This is a genomic window from Changchengzhania lutea (genome assembly GCF_006974145.1).
Taxonomy (GTDB): domain Bacteria; phylum Bacteroidota; class Bacteroidia; order Flavobacteriales; family Flavobacteriaceae; genus Changchengzhania; species Changchengzhania lutea.
This window is the reverse complement of sequence record NZ_CP039456.1, coordinates 1,737,673-1,755,499: the sequence shown is the minus strand read 5'-3', so window position 1 is coordinate 1,755,499 and position 17,827 is coordinate 1,737,673. Positions and strand designations below refer to the sequence as shown.

The window sequence follows — 17,827 nt, the reverse complement described above, 5'->3', positions numbered from 1 at the left end:
CATCATGAAAAAATTTATATATAACTGTTTTGTACTTACTCTATTAGTGGCTTGCAAAGATGAAAACCCAGAAAAAAAATCCCTCATTGTGAATTACACCGAAACAAAAACTGTTGATACGGTTGACACCTATTTTGATACAGAAGTGAAGGATCCCTATAGGTGGTTGGAAGATGACAGAAGTACAGAAACCGAAGCTTGGGTGAAAGCCCAAAACGAAACCACTCAAGGCTATCTGGAGCAAATTCCTTTTAGGGAAGCCTTAAAAGAACGCCTTTCCAGTTTATGGAATTACGAGAAACTTAGCGCTCCTTTTAAAGAAGGCGGTTATATGTATTTCTATAAAAACAATGGTCTTCAAAACCAATACGTCATCTATCGTTACAAAATTGGTGAAGACCCAAGTACAGCAACTGTATTTCTGGATCCTAATACTTTTAAAGAAGACGGTACCATTTCTCTAGGAAACGCAAGCTTCTCTAAAAACGGAAAAACTTTAGCATATTCTATCTCCGAAGGCGGTAGCGATTGGCGTAAAATAATTGTGATTGATACCGAAACTAAAGACGTTATTGAAGATACTTTAATCGATGTTAAATTCAGTGGTATTTCATGGTATAAGAGTGAAGGGTTTTACTATTCAAGCTATGATAAACCGAAGGGTAGTGAGCTTTCAGCAAAAACAGATCAACACAAAGTATACTATCATAAATTGGGGACACCTCAAAAGGAGGATGCCTTAATCTTTGGGGGCACCCCAAGCGAAAAACACCGCTATATTTACGGAACGGTAACTGAAGACAACAAATATTTGGTGATTTCACCTCGAATTTCCACCTCTGGCAATAAGCTTTATATTAAGGATTTATCGAAACCAAATAGCAAGTTGGTTACCATTCTAGATCATACAGATAGCAATACAAGCATTATTGAAAATGAAGGAAGTAAACTTTATTTAGTTACAAATTTAAATGCCCCAAATATTAAAGTCGTTACGGTTGATGCCTCCAATCCAACACCAGAACATTGGGTCGATTTCATTCCGGAAACAGAACATGTTTTGAGCGCATCAACTGGTAGTGGTTATTTCTTTGCTGAATATATGGTTGATGCTATTTCTAAGGTTAAGCAATACGATTATAGCGGGACATTTATTCGAGATATTAAATTACCTGGGCTTGGGTCAGCTAATGGTTTTAGAAGTAAGAAGGAGGATTCAACCATCTATTTTTCTTTCACCAATTATAAAATACCATCAAGTATTTATGCCATGAAACCAAAAAGTGGAGTAACCAAGACTTATTGGACGCCAGAAATTAACTTTAACAGTGATGATTATGAGAGTAATCAAGTATTTTACACCTCTAAAGATGGCACCAAAGTACCGATGATGATCACACATAAAAAAGGATTGGCCCTTAATGGAAAAAATCCAACCATTCTATATGGCTATGGTGGGTTTAATGTTAGCGTAACACCATCCTTTAGTATTACCAACGCCGTTTGGATGGAACAAGGTGGCATTTTGGCCATTCCGAATTTACGTGGTGGTGGTGAATACGGTCGAGCATGGCATGATGCGGGTACGCAATTGAAAAAGCAAAATGTGTTTGATGACTTTATTGCGGCTGGAGAATACTTGATTGAAAACCAATATACCTCTTCAGATTATTTGGCTATCCGTGGTGGCAGTAATGGTGGCTTATTAGTTGGCGCTGTTATGACACAGCGTCCAGATTTGGCAAAAGTAGCACTCCCCGCAGTTGGTGTTTTAGACATGTTGCGCTATCATACTTTTACGTCTGGAGCGGGCTGGGCATACGACTATGGCACAGCAGAACAGAGCAAGAACATGTTTGAATATTTAAAAGCATATTCCCCAGTGCACAACGTGAAAACAGGAGTTGAGTATCCGGCAACACTAATTACCACTGGAGATCATGACGACCGTGTAGTCCCTGCACACAGTTTTAAATTTGCTGCAGAATTACAAAGTAAACAAACTGGCAGTAACCCAACCCTTATCCGAATTGAGACCGATGCTGGACATGGCGCAGGAACGCCTGTTAGTAAAACGATCGAGCAATCTGCCGATATTTTTGGATTTACACTTTATAATATGGGTTACGATGTGTTGCCAAGCAAAACCAAAGAAAAGATCAAAGGTTAAATTCAATATATAGTATTTTTAGACCTGTTTGGTTTTGTGTCCAGACAGGCCTAATTATAAATTCATATGCTCCAAATAAACAACTTATCCTTTCGCTATAAAAAAAAAGCTGTTCTAAATAACATCAGTTTTTCAGTTAAAGCAGGCGATCACTTTTCAATTATAGGGGAAAGTGGCTCTGGTAAGAGTACCCTTTTAAAATTACTCTATGGGACCTATGATTTAAATGAGGGTCATATTTTTTGGAAAGACATTGAAATTTTAGGACCAAAATCTAATCTTATTATAGGTCCGGATTTTATGAAATATGTGGCTCAGGAATTCGACTTAATGCCCTTTATCACCGTATCAGAAAACATAGGTGCTTTTCTGTCAAACTTTTATCCTAAAGAAAAAAAGCAGCGTATTGCCGAACTATTGGATGTTGTGGAATTAGGTGATTTTGCAACTATTAAAGTGAAGTATTTGAGCGGTGGCCAAAAGCAGCGCGTCACCATTGCCCGCGCCATTGCCAATCAACCCGAAGTGCTTTTACTTGACGAGCCCTTTAGTCATATTGATAATTTTAAAAAGCAATCGCTTAGGCGAGGTCTTTTCAAATATTTAAAAGAAAAACAAATTACCTGCATTGTGGCGACACATGATAAAGATGATGTCGTGCCGTTTTCGGATCGTATGATGGTTTTGCATAATCATCAAATAGTAGCTCATGATACGCCCAAGGCGCTCTACGAACATCCTAAAGATAAATTAATTGCTGCTTTTTTTGGTGAGTTTAATGAGCTAAATGGTGACATTATTTACGCCCATCAATTGAGGGTCGTTGCATCATCTGAGTTAAAAGTTACCGTGACAAAATCATATTTCAATGGCCATTTTTATTTGGTTGAAGCGAATTTAAATGATAACATCATTTACTTTCATCATGACATAGAAATGGCAGTAGGCGATGTGGTGTATTTAAAGATTAACTCGAGATTGCATAGCCAGAAAACCGACCATGGTGCGTAAAAGATATGGAATCGTTTGTTTTGGAATTATTTAGGTACAACTTCGGAATACCCAAATCAAATGTTTTGATTGAAAACGCTGAAATAGGTAATTGACTTGCTTTAGATACATGTTTTATCAACTTGTTTTTTATAAACTCTGATGTTACGACGGCGTCACCAATTTTACATTGAAAAAACTTTGATTTCAATACACGACTCTCCATTGAAGATGCCGTTGTATAAATACAATCTTTAGAGATTTTAGAACGCGTTTTATAACTAGTGTTTTCAATCTTCACTAAGCCTTCACTGCTTAAAAGTAATTGACATTCTATCCTTTTAGGATTATAAAAAGGCTTTTTAAATTGCTGAACATATATTTTATAAGCAGCTTCTTTCATGCTCCAAAGCAACCAAATGGTTTGATGTCCATCTTTAGAAACCTTAATAATTTCCTGTTCTTTAATCGAAAAGATTTTATCTAAAAAACGTTTATAACGTCGTGCATTTTTGGAACTATCTGGAGAATCTAAAGATGCGCTGTGTAAATCGACCACGTCATTCCCTATCATTTATCGGCTAGTTTCATAGTAACAATATCCATTGCAGCTTTTACGGATGTCATTTGTTCCATTTCATCATTTTCAATCCTGATGTCAAATTCATCTTCAACATCTAAAATCACATCTACTAAATTAGCTGAATTAATTTTTAAATCGGTTATGAAATTTGTGCTTTCAGATAAATTACTGAAAGCCACTTCATCTTGAATATATGGCGCAACAATAGACTTAAGTTTAACAATGAGTTCTTCTTTATTCATAATTTTATTCAATATATCTTTTAAATATAACACAAGCATTGACATCACCAAAACCAAAACTGGCCTTAATAGCCATGCGCAATTCTTTTTGCAGTATTTTTTTTGGAATCTTTTCTTCCGCTATGAGCTCTAAAATTTCTGGATGTACATCTTCACAGTTAATATTAGGAAAGATAAACTGACCGTTTAGCTGTAATACGGTAGCCACACTTTCAATACTCCCCGCTGCCGCTAAACAATGGCCCACCATAGATTTTAAGGAATTTATATGGGGGAAATCTTTTCCGTTTCGGTTTAAAGCCTTAATCCAATTCTCAATTTCCAAAACATCTTTTGAGGTAGCCGTTAAATGCCCATTTATAACATCAATATCCGAAGATTTTATATTCGCATTATCCATCGCTTTTGTGATGCACTTTTGTACCGCCTCAGGGTTGGGTGCCGTCATTGTTCCCGAATGTCGTTGACCACCAGAATTAACATGGCCTCCCAAAACCTCAGCATAAATGGTTGCTCCTCTTTCCAAAGCGCTTTCCAAAGATTCCAACACGAAGGCTCCTGCGCCACTTCCGGGAACAAAGCCACTTGCCGAAGCACTCATTGGTCTAGATCCCTGTGTTGGTGATTCATTATGTTTATAGGTCATGACGCGCATCGCATCGAAACCTCCCCAAATATAAGGCCCATCATCGCTACAACTACCAACCAGCATGCGTTTTGCCTTTCCAGATTGGATACGCTCAAAACCCATGATAATGGCTTCCGTACCCGTTGTACATGCAGAGGAATTCGTCGTGACTTGATTGCCCAAACCGAGAATACCTCCCAAATAGGCGCTGATGCCACTAGCCATCGTTTGCACGACAACGGTACTTCCCAAACGCTTGACTTGCTTATCATCTAACTTGTAAATGGCGTCCCTAAATTTATCTACACCAGAAGTTCCGGTACCAAAAATAGTCCCAGAATCATAGTCCAATTCGCTTTTAGGATCAACATTCAATCCAGCATCTTTCCAGGCATCTATAGCCGCCATACACCCATATAAAATACCCGAGCTGTTAAACCCTCTAAGTTGTAAAGGTGTTAGATACTCTAGTTTTTTTTCTTCGGAAACTTGTGGAATACCACCGATGCAACACGAGAAATTTAAATCTTCAAGATTTTGATGAAATACAATGCCCGATTTACCATTTTTTATGGCCTCTGTAAATGCATCGAGCCCCACTCCATTTGGAGCGACAACACCTAAACCTGTAATTACGACCTTGTTTTTCATGGGTTCATCATTCCTGAAATGTCACCTCTACAAACCAACTCTCCTTCATCATTATACATCTTGACTTTACATTTTAATTTATTAAAACGAAAAACTTCTTTTTCTGAAGTTACCGTAATCCGCTCACCAGGTAAAACAGGTAAAAAAAAATCCATAGAGCTTGATGTCAAGGCAATTTGCGGCTGATTCACATCTGAATCCGGATAATTATCCGATTGATTTTTCATTATATAAATACCTAAACACACCACACCTATTTGCGCCATACATTCTGTTAGTATCACACCTGGGGTTACGGGCTTGTTTTTAAAATGGCCTTTATAAAAATACTCGTCTTTTTTGAAGGTATAATGTCCCGTGATATTATGTTCCGAAACTGAAGTAAGTCCATCGACAAACAGAAACGGTTTTTGATAGGGTAATAGATTTATAATTTGATCACTGTCCATATGTCATTTAATTTCTGAATCACTTCATCTGCATAAATTACAAATTGAAATAGATTAAGATATGTGCTCACCGCCATCTACCGGAATGATACAACCGTTAATCCAACTGGCCTCATCCTTGGATAACAAATACACGACATCTGCCACCTGCTCAGGCTGGGTTAATTGTTTAAAAGGATTTCTTTTTTTAGTGAATTCTATGATTTTTTCACTTCCAGGAATCATTCGTAATGAGGCTGTATCCGTAACGCCTGCTTGAATGCAATTTGCCCGTATACCGTACGGCGCGAACTCTAACGCCAAGTTTCTGGTAATCGCTTCCAAGGTCACTTTAGCTGCCGATACTGCAGCATAATTTTTCCAGGCCTTGGTATTCCCTTCGCTTGTAAAACTTATTATTCGAGCATCCTCAGCAAATAACCTGGCATTAAAAATAGCTTTTGTCCAATCGTATAAACTGATGGCCATAGCATTTATGGTCAAGTTAAAATCATCATGTTGCAAGGTGGGTTTCTCATCATCTATCATCGGTTTCAAATTACCTTTGGCTACGCTGTGTACTAAGGTTCGTACTTTTCCTTTAATCCCAAAAATGCCTTTTAATTCTGAAATTATGTTATCCCTTTTTTCTGCCTTAAAAGCATCTACATTATAAGATTTAAATGCGATGTTTTCTGCCTTAATCATTTCAAATTCTGCATTAACACCGGCTTCTTGAGCTCTCGAATTTCTATAAATGACACATATATTCATACCATGTTTGGCTAGTTTTTTAGCTGTCGCCAAACCCAAACCGCTAGACCCGCCTAAAATTACTGCCCAATAGTTTTTATGTTCAAATTCATTATTCATATTACCATTTTAATAGTATCCGTTGTGCTGAAAACCCAGGGCCAAAACTCAGCATTAGGCCAAGGTCGCCTTTGGGTAATTGCTTATCCATAAAGCGCTCTAAAACATATAACACAGTCGCGCTACTCATGTTGCCATACAATTTAAGAACTTCCTTCGTGTCATCAATATTTTTTCCTAAAGATCCAAATAATTCCTCAACCGTTTGTACAATTTTTTTACCACCTGGGTGGAAAATTAAGTGGTCAACATCTTCAATAGAGACTTTATTTCGTGCCAAAAACGGATGGACTATTTTAGGAAAATGATTCGAAATGGTTTCCGGAACTGCCTTATCAAGAATCATTTGCAAACCTGTATTCACTAATTTAAAGCCCATCATGGTTTCTGCATCATAAAAATGATACATCGCTTCATCTATAATTTCTGGACCCTCTTCATCTTTATAAGAGGAAAGAATAACGCTTGACGCACCATCTCCAAAAATAGCAGCACTAACAATATTCACCATTGAAAAGTCGTCTAACTGAAACGTGGCAGTGGGGGATTCTACAGCAATAACCGCAGCCCGTTTATTAGGATTTGCCTTCAAGAAATTTTTTGCATAAATAATCCCTGAAACACCTGCCGCACAACCCATCTCCGTTACGGGGAGGCGTACAATATCTTGCCGCATTTTAAGTCGGTTGATTAAATAGGCATCCATAGACGGAATCATCATACCCGTACAGCTTACGGTAATGATATAGTCGATATCTTGAGCTTTTAAATTGGCTTTATCCAAAGATTTTATCAAAGCGCTTTCTGCGAGGTTAACTGCCTCTTTAGCGTAGATATCGTTTTTTTCTTCAAAAGATGTTCTTAAAAAAACATCTTCAGCATCCATAATGGAATATCTACGGTCTACACCAGCATTTTCAAAAAGCTTAATCACTTTACGCTGAAAACGGTCGTCCTGACCGGACATCCATATTTTTAAATACGGAATAATATCCTTAGTTTCTCTGGTATACTTTGGCAATTGCTTTGCCACGGCTACTATTTTTACGCTCATATATTGTTATGGTGCTTTTGTAAAATCCATTGATAGCGAAAAGCCCATTTCCAATTAACAGAATATTTCGCATGAATTTTGTTGGAAATATGTTCAATTTCCGATTTTTTGAATCCGCGTAACACGGATGTTAAGCCATCTTCAATAATCATTTTATTACTTATGGTGAGGCATAAAATTTTAAATAAATAGTATGCCATCTTATGCCTATGTAAATCATTAATAACAATACCTATTTTAGTTTTGTTTAATAAATTTTTAAGCAAAATAATAAGTTCATCTTCTTTAAAATGATGCAGAAATAAAGTACCTAAAACGACGTCGTACTCCAGATTATTAAAGGCTTCAGAAAAAATATCGAGATGCAAAAAACTTATATTCTCGTATCCTTCTGATAATTTTGAAGCATAGTCTACTGTGGCTTTATTAGCATCGATACCAATAAGTTCAAATTGATACTGGTTGCGCTTACCAAACATTGCAACATCTCTTAAAATATCGCCCCCACCACAACCCAAATCCATTATTTTTAGCGGCTGATTTTTTGGGTGGTTCTTTAATATATTTTTTAATCCATTTATAGTAACTTGGTTGCCACCTAACCAGGTATTAATATGTGCTAACTTGTCCAGAGAATCATGCAATAGTTCCCCTTTAATAGAGAAATCGTCCATAATTTCGGTAGCATCCGTTCTGTATTTTGTGTTTACCAATAGGCTCATCTAATGCGCATGGGTTTACCATGAGTTCGTTTTATAATATAAGGTAAAATTTTGCGATTTGCACGCACTAAAAATAGCATAAACTCAGATAAATAAGCACTTCTAAACAGTTTAGACACGAGGTGTCCCATTCTTAAGCGTTTTTTAAATTCTTTATTCCATTGTTGAGTATAGGCTTTTTCTAAGCTAAGTCGCGATTCAATTTTTCTTTGAAGATAATCAATAATAAGTTCTGATGCTATTTGAGCACTTCTTATCGCCATACTCATGCCATTGCCACAAAGTGGATGAATCATAGCGGCGGAATCGCCACACATTAGGATATGGTTTTCTACTGGGTTTTTTGTTTCAAAAGAAATTTGACTAATGGTTAACGGCGTCTCAAATATGGGAGAGGTGCTTTTAAATATATTTTTTAAAGCATCATTTTTATAGGCTACTTCCTGTTGAAACTCATTAATATCTTTATACTGTTTGAAGGCTTTATAATTGGTGATATAACAGAGATTTATAATCCCGTTTTCAACTTTAGAAACACCACAATACCCGCCTTTAAAATTGTGTAGCGCTACCAAATCATCTGGGAAATCGCCGTTTACATGTGTTTTTACTGCTAAATAGGGCGACTTATTTTTTATGAAATCACGTTTCAAACTCCTATCAATATTGGAACGTTTCCCATGAGCACCAATTACGATTTTTGTATTAAAATCTTGACCGTTTTTTGTACGTACTGTAAATAGGTCGCTTTGGAATGTGACATCCATAACGGTGTCCATAACCAGGGAAACTCCTTTTTCCTTAGCTTTAAGAGCCAAAGCCTCATCTAAGGTATACCGACTAATACCAAAACCGCCTAAAGGTAATTGTGCTTTCAGCGATTTGTTGTTTTGTGAAGACATCTCAAATTTTGAAATAGCCGTCGCTCCTAATTCAAAAACATGTATTTCTAAAAAATCAAGATAAGGCAATACCTCATTAGAAATATATTCGCCGCAAACTTTGTGTTTTGGGTAACTGCTTTTCTCAATAACTAAAACTTTTAGCTGGCTTTTGGATAGATGAATAGCTGCCGACAAGCCTGCTAACCCACCGCCAATAATGATAACATCAAATTTTGAGCTTGATAGATCCACGGGCGCTTTTTCTAAAACCAATTTTGATTAAAGATAGGTGTAATTTAAATGCCATGGAAATTAGAGAATGGATGCTATGGTGAATGTTTCATTTCTAAACCTTAGCACATCGCCTGTGGTATGGCCTTTTAGTAATTTAGCTATTGGTGTTTCTGCTGAAATGGCATAAAATGCATCGTTTTCTACAGTCATTTTACCCGCGCTTATCGCTATAAAATAATTGGCTTTACTGGTATATACCACACTCCCGAAGCCAACAGTTTGAAAAGTGCATGATATATCTATTTTGGCAAGTATGTCTTTTTCTTTTTGAACTTGCGCTAATTGATTGCCTGCTTTTTCACGTTCCAATTGAAGCATCGCTCTACCTGTTTCATGCTTATCTCCTGCACTGCTTTTAGTTTCAGACGTTAAGGATTCCTGTATCCCGTTTATGGTATCTTGAATGGTTTGATACCTCGCATCAAGACATTTAGAACATTGATTAAATAATTGTTGCTTTATATTCATCTACACTAAATCTGCCAACTCTTTCCCAACTAAACTGCCAATGGCAACACCCATGCCTCCTAGACGTACACCACAAAAAACATGGTTAGAAAGTGGTTTTACAATGGCCTTTTTTTGATTGCCTACACCCATAATACCGCTCCAACGATGCTCAATTTCAAAGGGGGTGTTTGGTAAAATGGTTTGACTTAACAGTGTTTCTAAGGTATTTTGAATACCTGCTGTTTGACTTAAATCTGTAGTTTCTTCACCTTTAAGGTCTAAATGGCGTCCACCTCCTAAAAGGATTCTATCATTAATATTTCTGAAATAATAATAGCCTCTATCTAAATGAAATGTGCCCTTTATGTGAAGGTTTTTTATGGGTTTAGTAATGAGTACTTGTGCGCGTGCAGGTTTTACTTTTTCGCTAATGAGTTGCGAAGCAAATCCGTTAGTAGCCACCAATAATTTTTTTGTTGAAAACTCAAAGATATTTGTTTTTAATTTCACAGCATCCTCGTCTTCTGAAAATGCTTCAACCATAACGTTATTCAAGATTTTTATGCCTTTAGATTGTACATTTTGAAGTAACGCCTCCATCATTTTACCCGTATCTATTTGGCCTTCAAACTTATTAAAGATATATTGATTGTTTATATTATTAAAATGAAATAGGTTAGTGGTTAAACTAAAAACATCATCTTTAAAAACGGGTTTAAGCCACTTGTTTATCTCATTGCTTTTGGATAAACAGGTGTTATATAAATCGTTATTACTGTTATCGAAGAGTTCGTAGCCGCCGTTATTTTGATAGTCTATCTTCTTATCGCCTAAAGTTTCTCTTAATAGGCCTAAACCTTGAACGCGTCTTTTAATGAGCTCGATAACCTCATCTTCAGCATGTGATTCTAAATCTTCAATAATCTCACTAAGGCTTCCAAAACATGCAAATCCAGCATTTTTTGTACTGGCGCCTTGTGGGAGTGTTCCTTTTTCGAGTATTAAAATTTTTGCTTTTGGAAATCGTTTTTTTAGATGTAACGCACAACTTAGTCCTACAATACCGCTGCCAACAATAGTGAAATCGATATTTGATAACCAGGTTTTTATTTCCCAATATGAAAAATTCATAATGCTAATTTACTATTTTACTTTGATGTTGAATTGGTTTGCGTTAGGGATTGTAGCGGCATCCTTTTTAAAATTGGCGGGGACTAAATTAATTGTCAAGTAAATAATAATGGGGCATTCACATCGCTCACTAATTACTATGACATTTTAAAAAGATATAGCGAAAAGCCCGACCCTTGTGGTAACGCCATAAAAAAAACTCCGAAAATAGCTTTCCGGAGTTTTATACTTTTTATTCTTCAGTTTGTTTTTTAATGACAAAATCTTCCATAAACTTGGTGGTGTAATTACCCGACAAATAATCTGGATGATCCATAAGTTGTCTATGGAAAGGAATAGTTGTTTTAATCCCTTCTATAACGAATTCATCTAAGGCACGTTTCATTTTATTTATGGCCTCTTCTCTACTTTGCGCCGTTGTAATAAGCTTCGCAATCATAGAATCATAATTTGGTGGAATGGCATAACCTGCGTATACATGCGTATCCAATCGCACACCATGACCTCCAGGCGCGTGTAATGTTGTGATTGTTCCTGGTGATGGTCTAAAGCCATTAAAAGGATCTTCAGCATTGATACGGCATTCAATAGAATGTAACTTAGGCGTATAATTAATTCCTAAAATGGGCACGCCTGCAGCCACTAAAATCTGCTCACGAATTAAGTCGAAATCAATAACCTGTTCTGTAATTGGGTGTTCTACTTGAATACGGGTATTCATTTCCATAAAGTAGAAGTTTCTGTTCTTATCGACTAAAAATTCGATAGTTCCAGCACCTTCGTACTTAATATATTCTGCTGCTTTTACGGCAGCTTTTCCCATTTTATCACGAAGTTTATCCGTCATAAAAGGCGACGGGGTTTCTTCGGTTAATTTTTGGTGGCGACGTTGAATTGAACAATCTCTTTCTGATAAGTGACAGGCTTTACCGCGAGAATCCCCAATAATTTGAATTTCGATATGACGGGGCTCTTCGATGAGCTTTTCCATATACATATCATCATTACCAAATGCTGCTTTACTTTCTTGTCTTGCAGAATCCCAAGCGTCCTTTAAATCTTCTGGCTTGAAAACACCACGCATGCCCTTACCGCCTCCACCTGCTGATGCTTTTAGCATAACAGGATAGCCAGTTGTTTTTGCAACCTTTTGGCATTCTTCAAATGTGTTGATGATACCATCGCTTCCAGGTACACAAGGTACTCCAGCAGCCTTCATGGTTTCTTTAGCATTGGCTTTATCTCCCATGCGGTCTATCATGTCCGGAGATGCGCCAATAAATTTAATATTGTGCTCTTCGCAGATTTTTGAAAACTTAGCATTTTCTGATAAAAACCCATAACCGGGGTGAATAGCATCTGCATTGGTAATTTCGGCAGCGGCTATAATATTAGACATTTTTAAATAGGATTCACTACTAGCAGCTGGACCAATGCAAACCGCTTCATCTGCGAACTTTACATGCAGACTTTCGGCATCGACCGTGGAATAGACAGCTACAGTTTTAATGCCCATTTCTTTACAGGTTCTAATAACACGTAATGCTATTTCACCTCTGTTGGCAATTAGTATTTTTTTAAACATATCTTTATGAGTTTAAAAGTTTATGGTTAGTTCGTTTGTGATTTAGTTGCAAAGGGTGCTCCTAAACTTTAAACGTTCACTTTAAACTTCAAATTAAGATGGATCTACTAAAAATAATGGTTGATCAAATTCTACTGGTGAAGAATCATCCACTAATATCTTGACAATTTTTCCAGACACTTCAGATTCTATCTCGTTAAAAAGTTTCATCGCTTCAATAACGCACAGTACATCCCCTTCTGCAATAGTTTGACCTACTTCAACAAATAAAGGTTTGTCCGGAGAAGGTTTCCTATAGAATGTTCCAATGATTGGTGATTTTATGGTGATATATTTTGAACTCTCATCAGCTGCACTGGTTGTTACTGCTGGTTTAGCTCCTGTTTGTTGTGGCTCAGAAGGCGCTGGAGGCGCTTGTTGCATTGGTGCTTGCATAGGTGCATAATGCACTGTAGAATGCTCTTGTTCGGAACCTGTTCTTATCGTAATTTTAATATCATCCATTTCTAATTTAACCTCGCTTGCACCTGATTTGGCAACAAATTTGATTAAGTTTTGAATTTCTTTTAAATCCATAGTTTCATGTTTAGTTTATGGTTAGTATTATGAATTATATGCCCATTTTAGGTAAATGGACCCCCAATTAAATCCGCCACCAAAGGCTGCGAATATCAAATTATCTCCTTTTTTAAGCTGTGATTCATAGTCATGCAGAAGTAAAGGCAAGGTTGCTGATGTTGTATTGCCATACTTATGTATATTCATCATGACCTTTTTATCGTCTAGATTTATTCGATTAGCGGTAGCATCAACAATACGTTTATTGGCTTGATGCGCTACTAACCATTGAATATCATCATTTGTAAGCTGGTTACGCTCTAACATTTTGACCGCTGCATCTGCCATATTAAATACAGCATTTTTAAATACAGTTTTTCCTTCTTGAAAAGCAAAATGTTTTCCTTCTTCTATGGCTTCTGGTGTTGATGGAAATGAAGAACCGCCATATGTGGCTTGTAAAAACTCTCGTCCTGAGCCATCACTTCTTAGGTACTCGTCTTGAAGTCCCAAACTCTCGTTATTAGGTTCAAATAAAACGGCACCTGCCCCGTCACCAAAAATGATACATGTTGCTCTGTCTTTATAATTGACCATGGATGACATTTTATCTGCACCTATTAAGAGTACTTTCTTATAAGTCCCAGATTCAATATACTTAGCGGCAACAGACATACCAAATAGAAAACTTGAGCATGCTGCATCCAAATCAAACGAAAAGGCATTAGTTGCACCAATATGGGTTGCAGTAAAAGCAGCTGTAGAGGCCGCTTTCATATCTGGAGTTGCTGTAGCAACAATAACAAGTTCTATATCTTTAGGATCAATGCCCTTTTTTTCAATAAGATTTTGAGCGGCTTTTATAGCTAGAAAAGAAGTGCCCTTTCCGTCGTCTTTAAGTATTCGACGCTCTTTAATACCAGTACGCGCAGTAATCCACTCGTCGTTAGTATCAACCATGGTTTCTAGGATCTGATTGGTCAATACAAACTCTGGTACATAGGCACCTACAGCTGTAATAGCTGCTGAAATTTTACTCATACCTTCTTAGTTAATTTGAACCAAACATCAATAATTTGCTCAAAAACGTTAAAAATTTCGTGAAAACTACTAAATTTTGGCGAAATAATACGCAAATTAAGTGATTTTGTGTTTTAGAAAAAACATATCATAAAAAAAACGCTCACATGTGAGCGTTTTTATAATATGCATGCATAAAACTTATGCTACGTTTTCTACTTCTTCTGAGTTATCAATCAATACTTGACCCCTGTAGTATAGCTTACCTTCATGCCAGTGCGCTCTGTGATATAAATGCGGTTCTCCTGTAGTAGGGCAAGTAGCAATCTGTGGCGCAGTTGCTTTATAATGTGTTCTTCTTTTGTCTCTTCTCGTTCTCGAGATTTTTCTTTTAGGATGTGCCATTTTATATTTTTATTTATCCGTTAATAGTTTTTTTAATGTATTCCATCTAGGATCGATGTCCTGTTCTGATTCTATTTTCCTGTCCTGCTTCGGACTTAATTCTTCTAACTTATCAAGTATGTCTGAGTCTAATGTGCCATCTTCAACCCCTGGGTGAATCCTTTTGGTCGGCACTGAAAGTACAATTAACTCATATATGTACTGCTGAATGTTAATCTCGTAAGTGCCATGAGAAACAATGAGAATATCTTCATTTTCGTCATTATACGCTTCTCCAAACTTAACCACTAAATCAAATTCATTATCAATCGCTTGATTGAAAGGTTCATTGGTCAAGTCACAATTTACATTAACAGTTCCAGAAATTTCAAAATGCAATTCCAGTAAGGTCGATTTTTTATCTAAAACCACATTTACCTTAACATCTACATTATTAAAATCTTCATACTCAAAATATTCAAAGAACGACTGTTCAATATCGTACTCAAAATGATGTTTTGCTATCTTTAACCCTACAAATGGAATTGTAAACTCTTTCAATGGCTTCATTCTCACATCTATTTTGAGCCTGCAAATATATAAATTTTTATTTACGTAGCGATACTTATAAACATTTTTTTGTTTATATCTTTAGACGGCAATTTGCATTTACAGTTTGCATGAAAACACCACTGCAATTTTAATCCTTTTGCCGGTTATAAGTTGGTTTGTTTTGCCTGATTCGCGGTGCTTTTTTCAAAACATCGGCGGTTAGTTCTCTATGTGTTTGGCGGTTTTTAAAAATTTTGATGGCTGTAAATACCGCTTCTTTAAAAGAGTTTTCGTCTGCTATTCCTTTTCCTGCAATTTCATAAGCGGTGCCATGGTCTGGCGATGTTCTTACCTTATTCAATCCGGCCGTGAAATTTACACCATTTCCAAATGATAAGGTTTTAAAGGGAATTAAGCCTTGGTCGTGATAGGAGGCCACAATAGCGTCAAAATTCTTATAATTATTGGATCCAAAGAAACTATCGGCAGCATAAGGGCCATAAACCAGTTTCCCTTCTTCCTTAATTTTTGCTAGCGTGGGCCTCATCACATCATCATCTTCTGTACCAATAACCCCGTTATCGCCTGTATGCGGATTAATTCCTAGCACAGCAATCTTTGGTCGTCTTATCTTAAAGTCTTCCATTAATGATTTATAAACCGTATTTATTTTTTTCTGAATGAGTTCTGACGAAATATGGCTAACCACATCCTTAACAGGCACATGGTCTGTTAGCAAGCCCACTCTTAACGTATCGGTTACCATAAACATTAAGCTTTCTCCCTCAAGCTCTTTTGCTAAATAATCTGTATGACCGGGAAAGGCAAAATCATCAGATTGAATATTGTGTTTGTTGATTGGTGCCGTTACCAACACATCTATGTCATTATTTTTTAATGCTATTGTTGCAGCATGAAGCGACTTGAAGGCGTATGCTCCAATAGTAGCGTCTTCTTGGCCAAACTCTATATTTATCGCCTCATTCCAACAATTTAAGACGTTTACTTTTCCAACTTCAATTTGATTAATATTATCAATGCTTTTGAAATTGATTCCAGATTTAAAGTGCGTTTTTAAAAAGCTTAGCGTTTTTATGGATGCAAAAATTACAGGCGTGCAAAACTCCAACATTCTAACATCCTCAAATGTTTTTAGGATGATCTCTCCTCCAATACCGTTTAAGTCACCAATTGATATGCCTACTAGTATATTTTCTTCTGTCTTCATTAAAAAGATAACTTTTGTTCGTAATTTTGATATTGCAAATTTAACCAAATAAACAGATAATAATATGTTTACAGGCATTATTGAAGATACAGGTTTAGTAACGCTTTTGGATCATGAACTAGAAAACCTTCATATTTCCATAAAAAGTCGATTAGCAACAGAATTGAAAATCGACCAAAGTGTAGCGCACAACGGTGTTTGTTTAACCGTTGTTAATATTAACAATGACGAATACACCGTTACCGCCATTAAAGAAACTTTAGATAAGACGAATCTTGGAGCATTGAAAATTAATGACCAAGTTAACATAGAGCGAGCAATGAAGCTTGGTGATAGACTAGACGGTCACATGGTACAAGGTCATGTAGACCAAACTGCCCAATGTACCCAAATTGAAGACGCTAATGGAAGTTGGGTTTTCACCTTTAGCTATGACGCTTCTTTAAACAATGTTACCATCGAAAAAGGGTCTATAACCATAAATGGTACGAGTTTAACGGTTGTTAATTCTAAAACGGACAGCTTTAGTGTTGCCATTATACCTTATACTTTTGAGCATACGAATTTTAACAGACTACAAATTGGTGATATGGTCAATTTAGAATTTGATGTATTGGGGAAATATGTTGCAAGGTTATTACAGAAAAAGGAACGGGAGCAGTTTTAATGCTTTTTTAATAATTTTTTAGCTCCATAAAAAAGAGCGACAACAACACCTGCAATGGCGCCGCCATCAATTGGAAAACCAGGTGCAGGGGGTGGTCCTGGTGGCGGTAAAACTGGATCGCCTTGAGCAGAACACACCACACTTACTAATACAAATAAGATTGAGGCCAAAATTATTTTATTATGTCCTGTCATTTGGAGTTAAAGTTATGAAAAAAAGGGAGTTAGCAAAAAAAAATCGTCAAAAAACTATTTAAGAAACACCATTAACGGTGTAAAAATTCGATTAAAATCACCGTCTTTTTAGGAAAAATCAATCCCTCAATTTTCTTCTGATACAAATATATAAAATTGGTTTTAGGAAAATGGTTTTAGAAAACATAAAATATTTTAAAATTATAAATCATTATTGTCCGATTAAAGAATCAAGACCGCTTTGCTGTTAGAACAAAGACTTGATTGTAACTAATTGATAAACAGTGATCTTTAAATTCATAACTTTCTAAAAAATAAAATTTTTCAGTAATCGCAAAAAGCAAGCCCCTCTTTTTTATAAGCCTTGAAAACCCTGTGTTCACAAAGGTTTTCTTTAAACGAACTATTTTTAATCGGACAACAATGATTATAAATGTTGTAATCAGCATATTACCTATTCAAATAAACCTTTGATAATAATTTAAAACTAAGAAGGGTTCTATTTATATAAATCTCTGGCGTTATTATTAAGTTAAAAC

Annotated in this window: 20 protein-coding genes; 3 read left to right on the top strand and 17 right to left on the bottom strand. The window is 36.3% G+C overall.

Annotation, left to right across the window (positions count from 1 at the left end):
- The first annotated feature begins 4 nt into the window (after positions 1–4).
- Positions 5–2,170, top strand: coding sequence for a prolyl oligopeptidase family serine peptidase (locus FAF07_RS08080; RefSeq protein WP_142784619.1), 2,166 nt, complete (start codon positions 5–7; stop codon positions 2,168–2,170).
- Positions 2,171–2,236: 66 nt separating this feature from the next.
- Positions 2,237–3,181 (top strand): ABC transporter ATP-binding protein, encoded by a 945-nt coding sequence (locus tag FAF07_RS08075; protein ID WP_142784618.1) that lies wholly within the window; start codon positions 2,237–2,239, stop codon positions 3,179–3,181.
- Here FAF07_RS08075 and FAF07_RS08070 read toward each other — a convergent pair.
- From FAF07_RS08070 to pdxA, 16 genes are all read right to left on the bottom strand, one after another.
- A complete protein-coding gene (locus tag FAF07_RS08070) occupies positions 3,138–3,734 on the bottom strand; it encodes a 4'-phosphopantetheinyl transferase superfamily protein (protein WP_142784617.1) in 597 nt (198 codons plus the stop codon). The genes FAF07_RS08075 and FAF07_RS08070 overlap by 44 nt on opposite strands.
- The gene (locus tag FAF07_RS08065; protein WP_142784616.1) at positions 3,731–3,985 is read right to left on the bottom strand and encodes an acyl carrier protein; all 255 of its coding nucleotides are present in this window, start codon (positions 3,983–3,985) and stop codon (positions 3,731–3,733) included. The genes FAF07_RS08070 and FAF07_RS08065 overlap by 4 nt, the downstream gene beginning before the upstream one ends.
- A gap of 4 nt (positions 3,986–3,989) precedes the next feature.
- The gene (locus tag FAF07_RS08060; RefSeq protein ID WP_142784615.1) at positions 3,990–5,264 is read right to left on the bottom strand and encodes a beta-ketoacyl-[acyl-carrier-protein] synthase family protein; all 1,275 of its coding nucleotides are present in this window, start codon (positions 5,262–5,264) and stop codon (positions 3,990–3,992) included.
- A complete protein-coding gene (locus FAF07_RS08055; RefSeq protein WP_142784614.1) occupies positions 5,261–5,713 on the bottom strand; it encodes a 3-hydroxyacyl-ACP dehydratase FabZ family protein in 453 nt (150 codons plus the stop codon). Before FAF07_RS08055 ends, FAF07_RS08060 begins: the two co-directional genes overlap by 4 nt.
- Positions 5,714–5,767: 54 nt before the next feature.
- Positions 5,768–6,565 (bottom strand): SDR family oxidoreductase, encoded by a 798-nt coding sequence (locus FAF07_RS08050; RefSeq protein WP_142784613.1) that lies wholly within the window; start codon positions 6,563–6,565, stop codon positions 5,768–5,770.
- Between the two features lies 1 nt (position 6,566).
- On the bottom strand, positions 6,567–7,619 hold the full coding sequence (locus FAF07_RS08045; RefSeq protein ID WP_142784612.1) for a type III polyketide synthase: 1,053 nt from the start codon (positions 7,617–7,619) through the stop codon (positions 6,567–6,569).
- Positions 7,616–8,341 carry a methyltransferase domain-containing protein gene (locus tag FAF07_RS08040; protein WP_142784611.1) on the bottom strand — a complete coding sequence of 242 codons (726 nt, stop codon included), beginning with the start codon at positions 8,339–8,341 and terminating at the stop codon, positions 7,616–7,618. The genes FAF07_RS08045 and FAF07_RS08040 overlap by 4 nt, the downstream gene beginning before the upstream one ends.
- Positions 8,338–9,477 (bottom strand): NAD(P)/FAD-dependent oxidoreductase, encoded by a 1,140-nt coding sequence (locus tag FAF07_RS08035; protein ID WP_185956544.1) that lies wholly within the window; start codon positions 9,475–9,477, stop codon positions 8,338–8,340. The genes FAF07_RS08040 and FAF07_RS08035 overlap by 4 nt, the downstream gene beginning before the upstream one ends.
- A gap of 60 nt (positions 9,478–9,537) precedes the next feature.
- Entirely contained in the window at positions 9,538–9,987 is a 450-nt protein-coding gene (locus tag FAF07_RS08030) for a 3-oxoacyl-ACP synthase (RefSeq protein ID WP_142784609.1), read from the bottom strand.
- Positions 9,988–11,100 carry an NAD(P)/FAD-dependent oxidoreductase gene (locus FAF07_RS08025; RefSeq protein WP_142784608.1) on the bottom strand — a complete coding sequence of 371 codons (1,113 nt, stop codon included), beginning with the start codon at positions 11,098–11,100 and terminating at the stop codon, positions 9,988–9,990.
- Between the two features lie 232 nt (positions 11,101–11,332).
- Positions 11,333–12,685 (bottom strand): acetyl-CoA carboxylase biotin carboxylase subunit, encoded by a 1,353-nt coding sequence (accC, locus tag FAF07_RS08020; RefSeq protein ID WP_142784607.1) that lies wholly within the window; start codon positions 12,683–12,685, stop codon positions 11,333–11,335.
- 93 nt (positions 12,686–12,778) lie between these two features.
- Complete coding sequence (gene accB / locus FAF07_RS08015) at positions 12,779–13,261, bottom strand: acetyl-CoA carboxylase biotin carboxyl carrier protein (protein ID WP_142784606.1); 483 nt, start codon at positions 13,259–13,261, stop codon at positions 12,779–12,781.
- Between the two features lie 27 nt (positions 13,262–13,288).
- Positions 13,289–14,284, bottom strand: a complete 996-nt coding sequence (locus FAF07_RS08010) for a beta-ketoacyl-ACP synthase III (protein ID WP_142784605.1) — start codon at positions 14,282–14,284, stop codon at positions 13,289–13,291.
- Positions 14,285–14,464: 180 nt separating this feature from the next.
- The gene (gene rpmF, locus FAF07_RS08005; RefSeq protein ID WP_142784604.1) at positions 14,465–14,668 is read right to left on the bottom strand and encodes a 50S ribosomal protein L32; all 204 of its coding nucleotides are present in this window, start codon (positions 14,666–14,668) and stop codon (positions 14,465–14,467) included.
- Positions 14,669–14,677: 9 nt separating this feature from the next.
- Positions 14,678–15,217 (bottom strand): YceD family protein, encoded by a 540-nt coding sequence (locus tag FAF07_RS08000; RefSeq protein WP_142784603.1) that lies wholly within the window; start codon positions 15,215–15,217, stop codon positions 14,678–14,680.
- A gap of 130 nt (positions 15,218–15,347) precedes the next feature.
- Positions 15,348–16,427, bottom strand: coding sequence for a 4-hydroxythreonine-4-phosphate dehydrogenase PdxA (pdxA, locus tag FAF07_RS07995; protein ID WP_142784602.1), 1,080 nt, complete (start codon positions 16,425–16,427; stop codon positions 15,348–15,350).
- Between the two features lie 64 nt (positions 16,428–16,491).
- On the opposite strand from pdxA, the gene FAF07_RS07990 reads away from it, so the two are divergent.
- Entirely contained in the window at positions 16,492–17,094 is a 603-nt protein-coding gene (locus FAF07_RS07990) for a riboflavin synthase (RefSeq protein ID WP_142784601.1), read from the top strand.
- Here the strand turns inward: FAF07_RS07990 and FAF07_RS07985 are convergent.
- Positions 17,091–17,288, bottom strand: a complete 198-nt coding sequence (locus FAF07_RS07985; protein ID WP_142784600.1) for a PID-CTERM protein-sorting domain-containing protein — start codon at positions 17,286–17,288, stop codon at positions 17,091–17,093. The two genes, FAF07_RS07990 and FAF07_RS07985, sit on opposite strands and share 4 nt — an antisense overlap.
- Positions 17,289–17,827 lie beyond the last annotated feature (539 nt).

What these genes read in the sequence shown, in the direction of transcription:
- FAF07_RS08025 (WP_142784608.1), bottom strand. Translation starts at nt 11,100, where the DNA reads ATGAATTTTTCATATTGGGAAATAAAAACCTGGTTATCAAATATCGAT.
- FAF07_RS08030 (WP_142784609.1), bottom strand. Translation starts at nt 9,987, where the DNA reads ATGAATATAAAGCAACAATTATTTAATCAATGTTCTAAATGTCTTGAT.
- FAF07_RS08080 (WP_142784619.1), top strand. Translation starts at nt 5, where the DNA reads ATGAAAAAATTTATATATAACTGTTTTGTACTTACTCTATTAGTGGCT.
- FAF07_RS07990 (WP_142784601.1), top strand. Translation starts at nt 16,492, where the DNA reads ATGTTTACAGGCATTATTGAAGATACAGGTTTAGTAACGCTTTTGGAT.
- accB (WP_142784606.1), bottom strand. Translation starts at nt 13,261, where the DNA reads ATGGATTTAAAAGAAATTCAAAACTTAATCAAATTTGTTGCCAAATCA.
- FAF07_RS08040 (WP_142784611.1), bottom strand. Translation starts at nt 8,341, where the DNA reads ATGAGCCTATTGGTAAACACAAAATACAGAACGGATGCTACCGAAATT.
- pdxA (WP_142784602.1), bottom strand. Translation starts at nt 16,427, where the DNA reads ATGAAGACAGAAGAAAATATACTAGTAGGCATATCAATTGGTGACTTA.
- FAF07_RS08075 (WP_142784618.1), top strand. Translation starts at nt 2,237, where the DNA reads ATGCTCCAAATAAACAACTTATCCTTTCGCTATAAAAAAAAAGCTGTT.
- rpmF (WP_142784604.1), bottom strand. Translation starts at nt 14,668, where the DNA reads ATGGCACATCCTAAAAGAAAAATCTCGAGAACGAGAAGAGACAAAAGA.
- FAF07_RS07985 (WP_142784600.1), bottom strand. Translation starts at nt 17,288, where the DNA reads ATGACAGGACATAATAAAATAATTTTGGCCTCAATCTTATTTGTATTA.
- FAF07_RS08050 (WP_142784613.1), bottom strand. Translation starts at nt 6,565, where the DNA reads ATGAATAATGAATTTGAACATAAAAACTATTGGGCAGTAATTTTAGGC.
- FAF07_RS08010 (WP_142784605.1), bottom strand. Translation starts at nt 14,284, where the DNA reads ATGAGTAAAATTTCAGCAGCTATTACAGCTGTAGGTGCCTATGTACCA.
- accC (WP_142784607.1), bottom strand. Translation starts at nt 12,685, where the DNA reads ATGTTTAAAAAAATACTAATTGCCAACAGAGGTGAAATAGCATTACGT.
- FAF07_RS08065 (WP_142784616.1), bottom strand. Translation starts at nt 3,985, where the DNA reads ATGAATAAAGAAGAACTCATTGTTAAACTTAAGTCTATTGTTGCGCCA.
- FAF07_RS08055 (WP_142784614.1), bottom strand. Translation starts at nt 5,713, where the DNA reads ATGGACAGTGATCAAATTATAAATCTATTACCCTATCAAAAACCGTTT.
- FAF07_RS08045 (WP_142784612.1), bottom strand. Translation starts at nt 7,619, where the DNA reads ATGAGCGTAAAAATAGTAGCCGTGGCAAAGCAATTGCCAAAGTATACC.
- FAF07_RS08060 (WP_142784615.1), bottom strand. Translation starts at nt 5,264, where the DNA reads ATGAAAAACAAGGTCGTAATTACAGGTTTAGGTGTTGTCGCTCCAAAT.
- FAF07_RS08070 (WP_142784617.1), bottom strand. Translation starts at nt 3,734, where the DNA reads ATGATAGGGAATGACGTGGTCGATTTACACAGCGCATCTTTAGATTCT.
- FAF07_RS08000 (WP_142784603.1), bottom strand. Translation starts at nt 15,217, where the DNA reads ATGAAGCCATTGAAAGAGTTTACAATTCCATTTGTAGGGTTAAAGATA.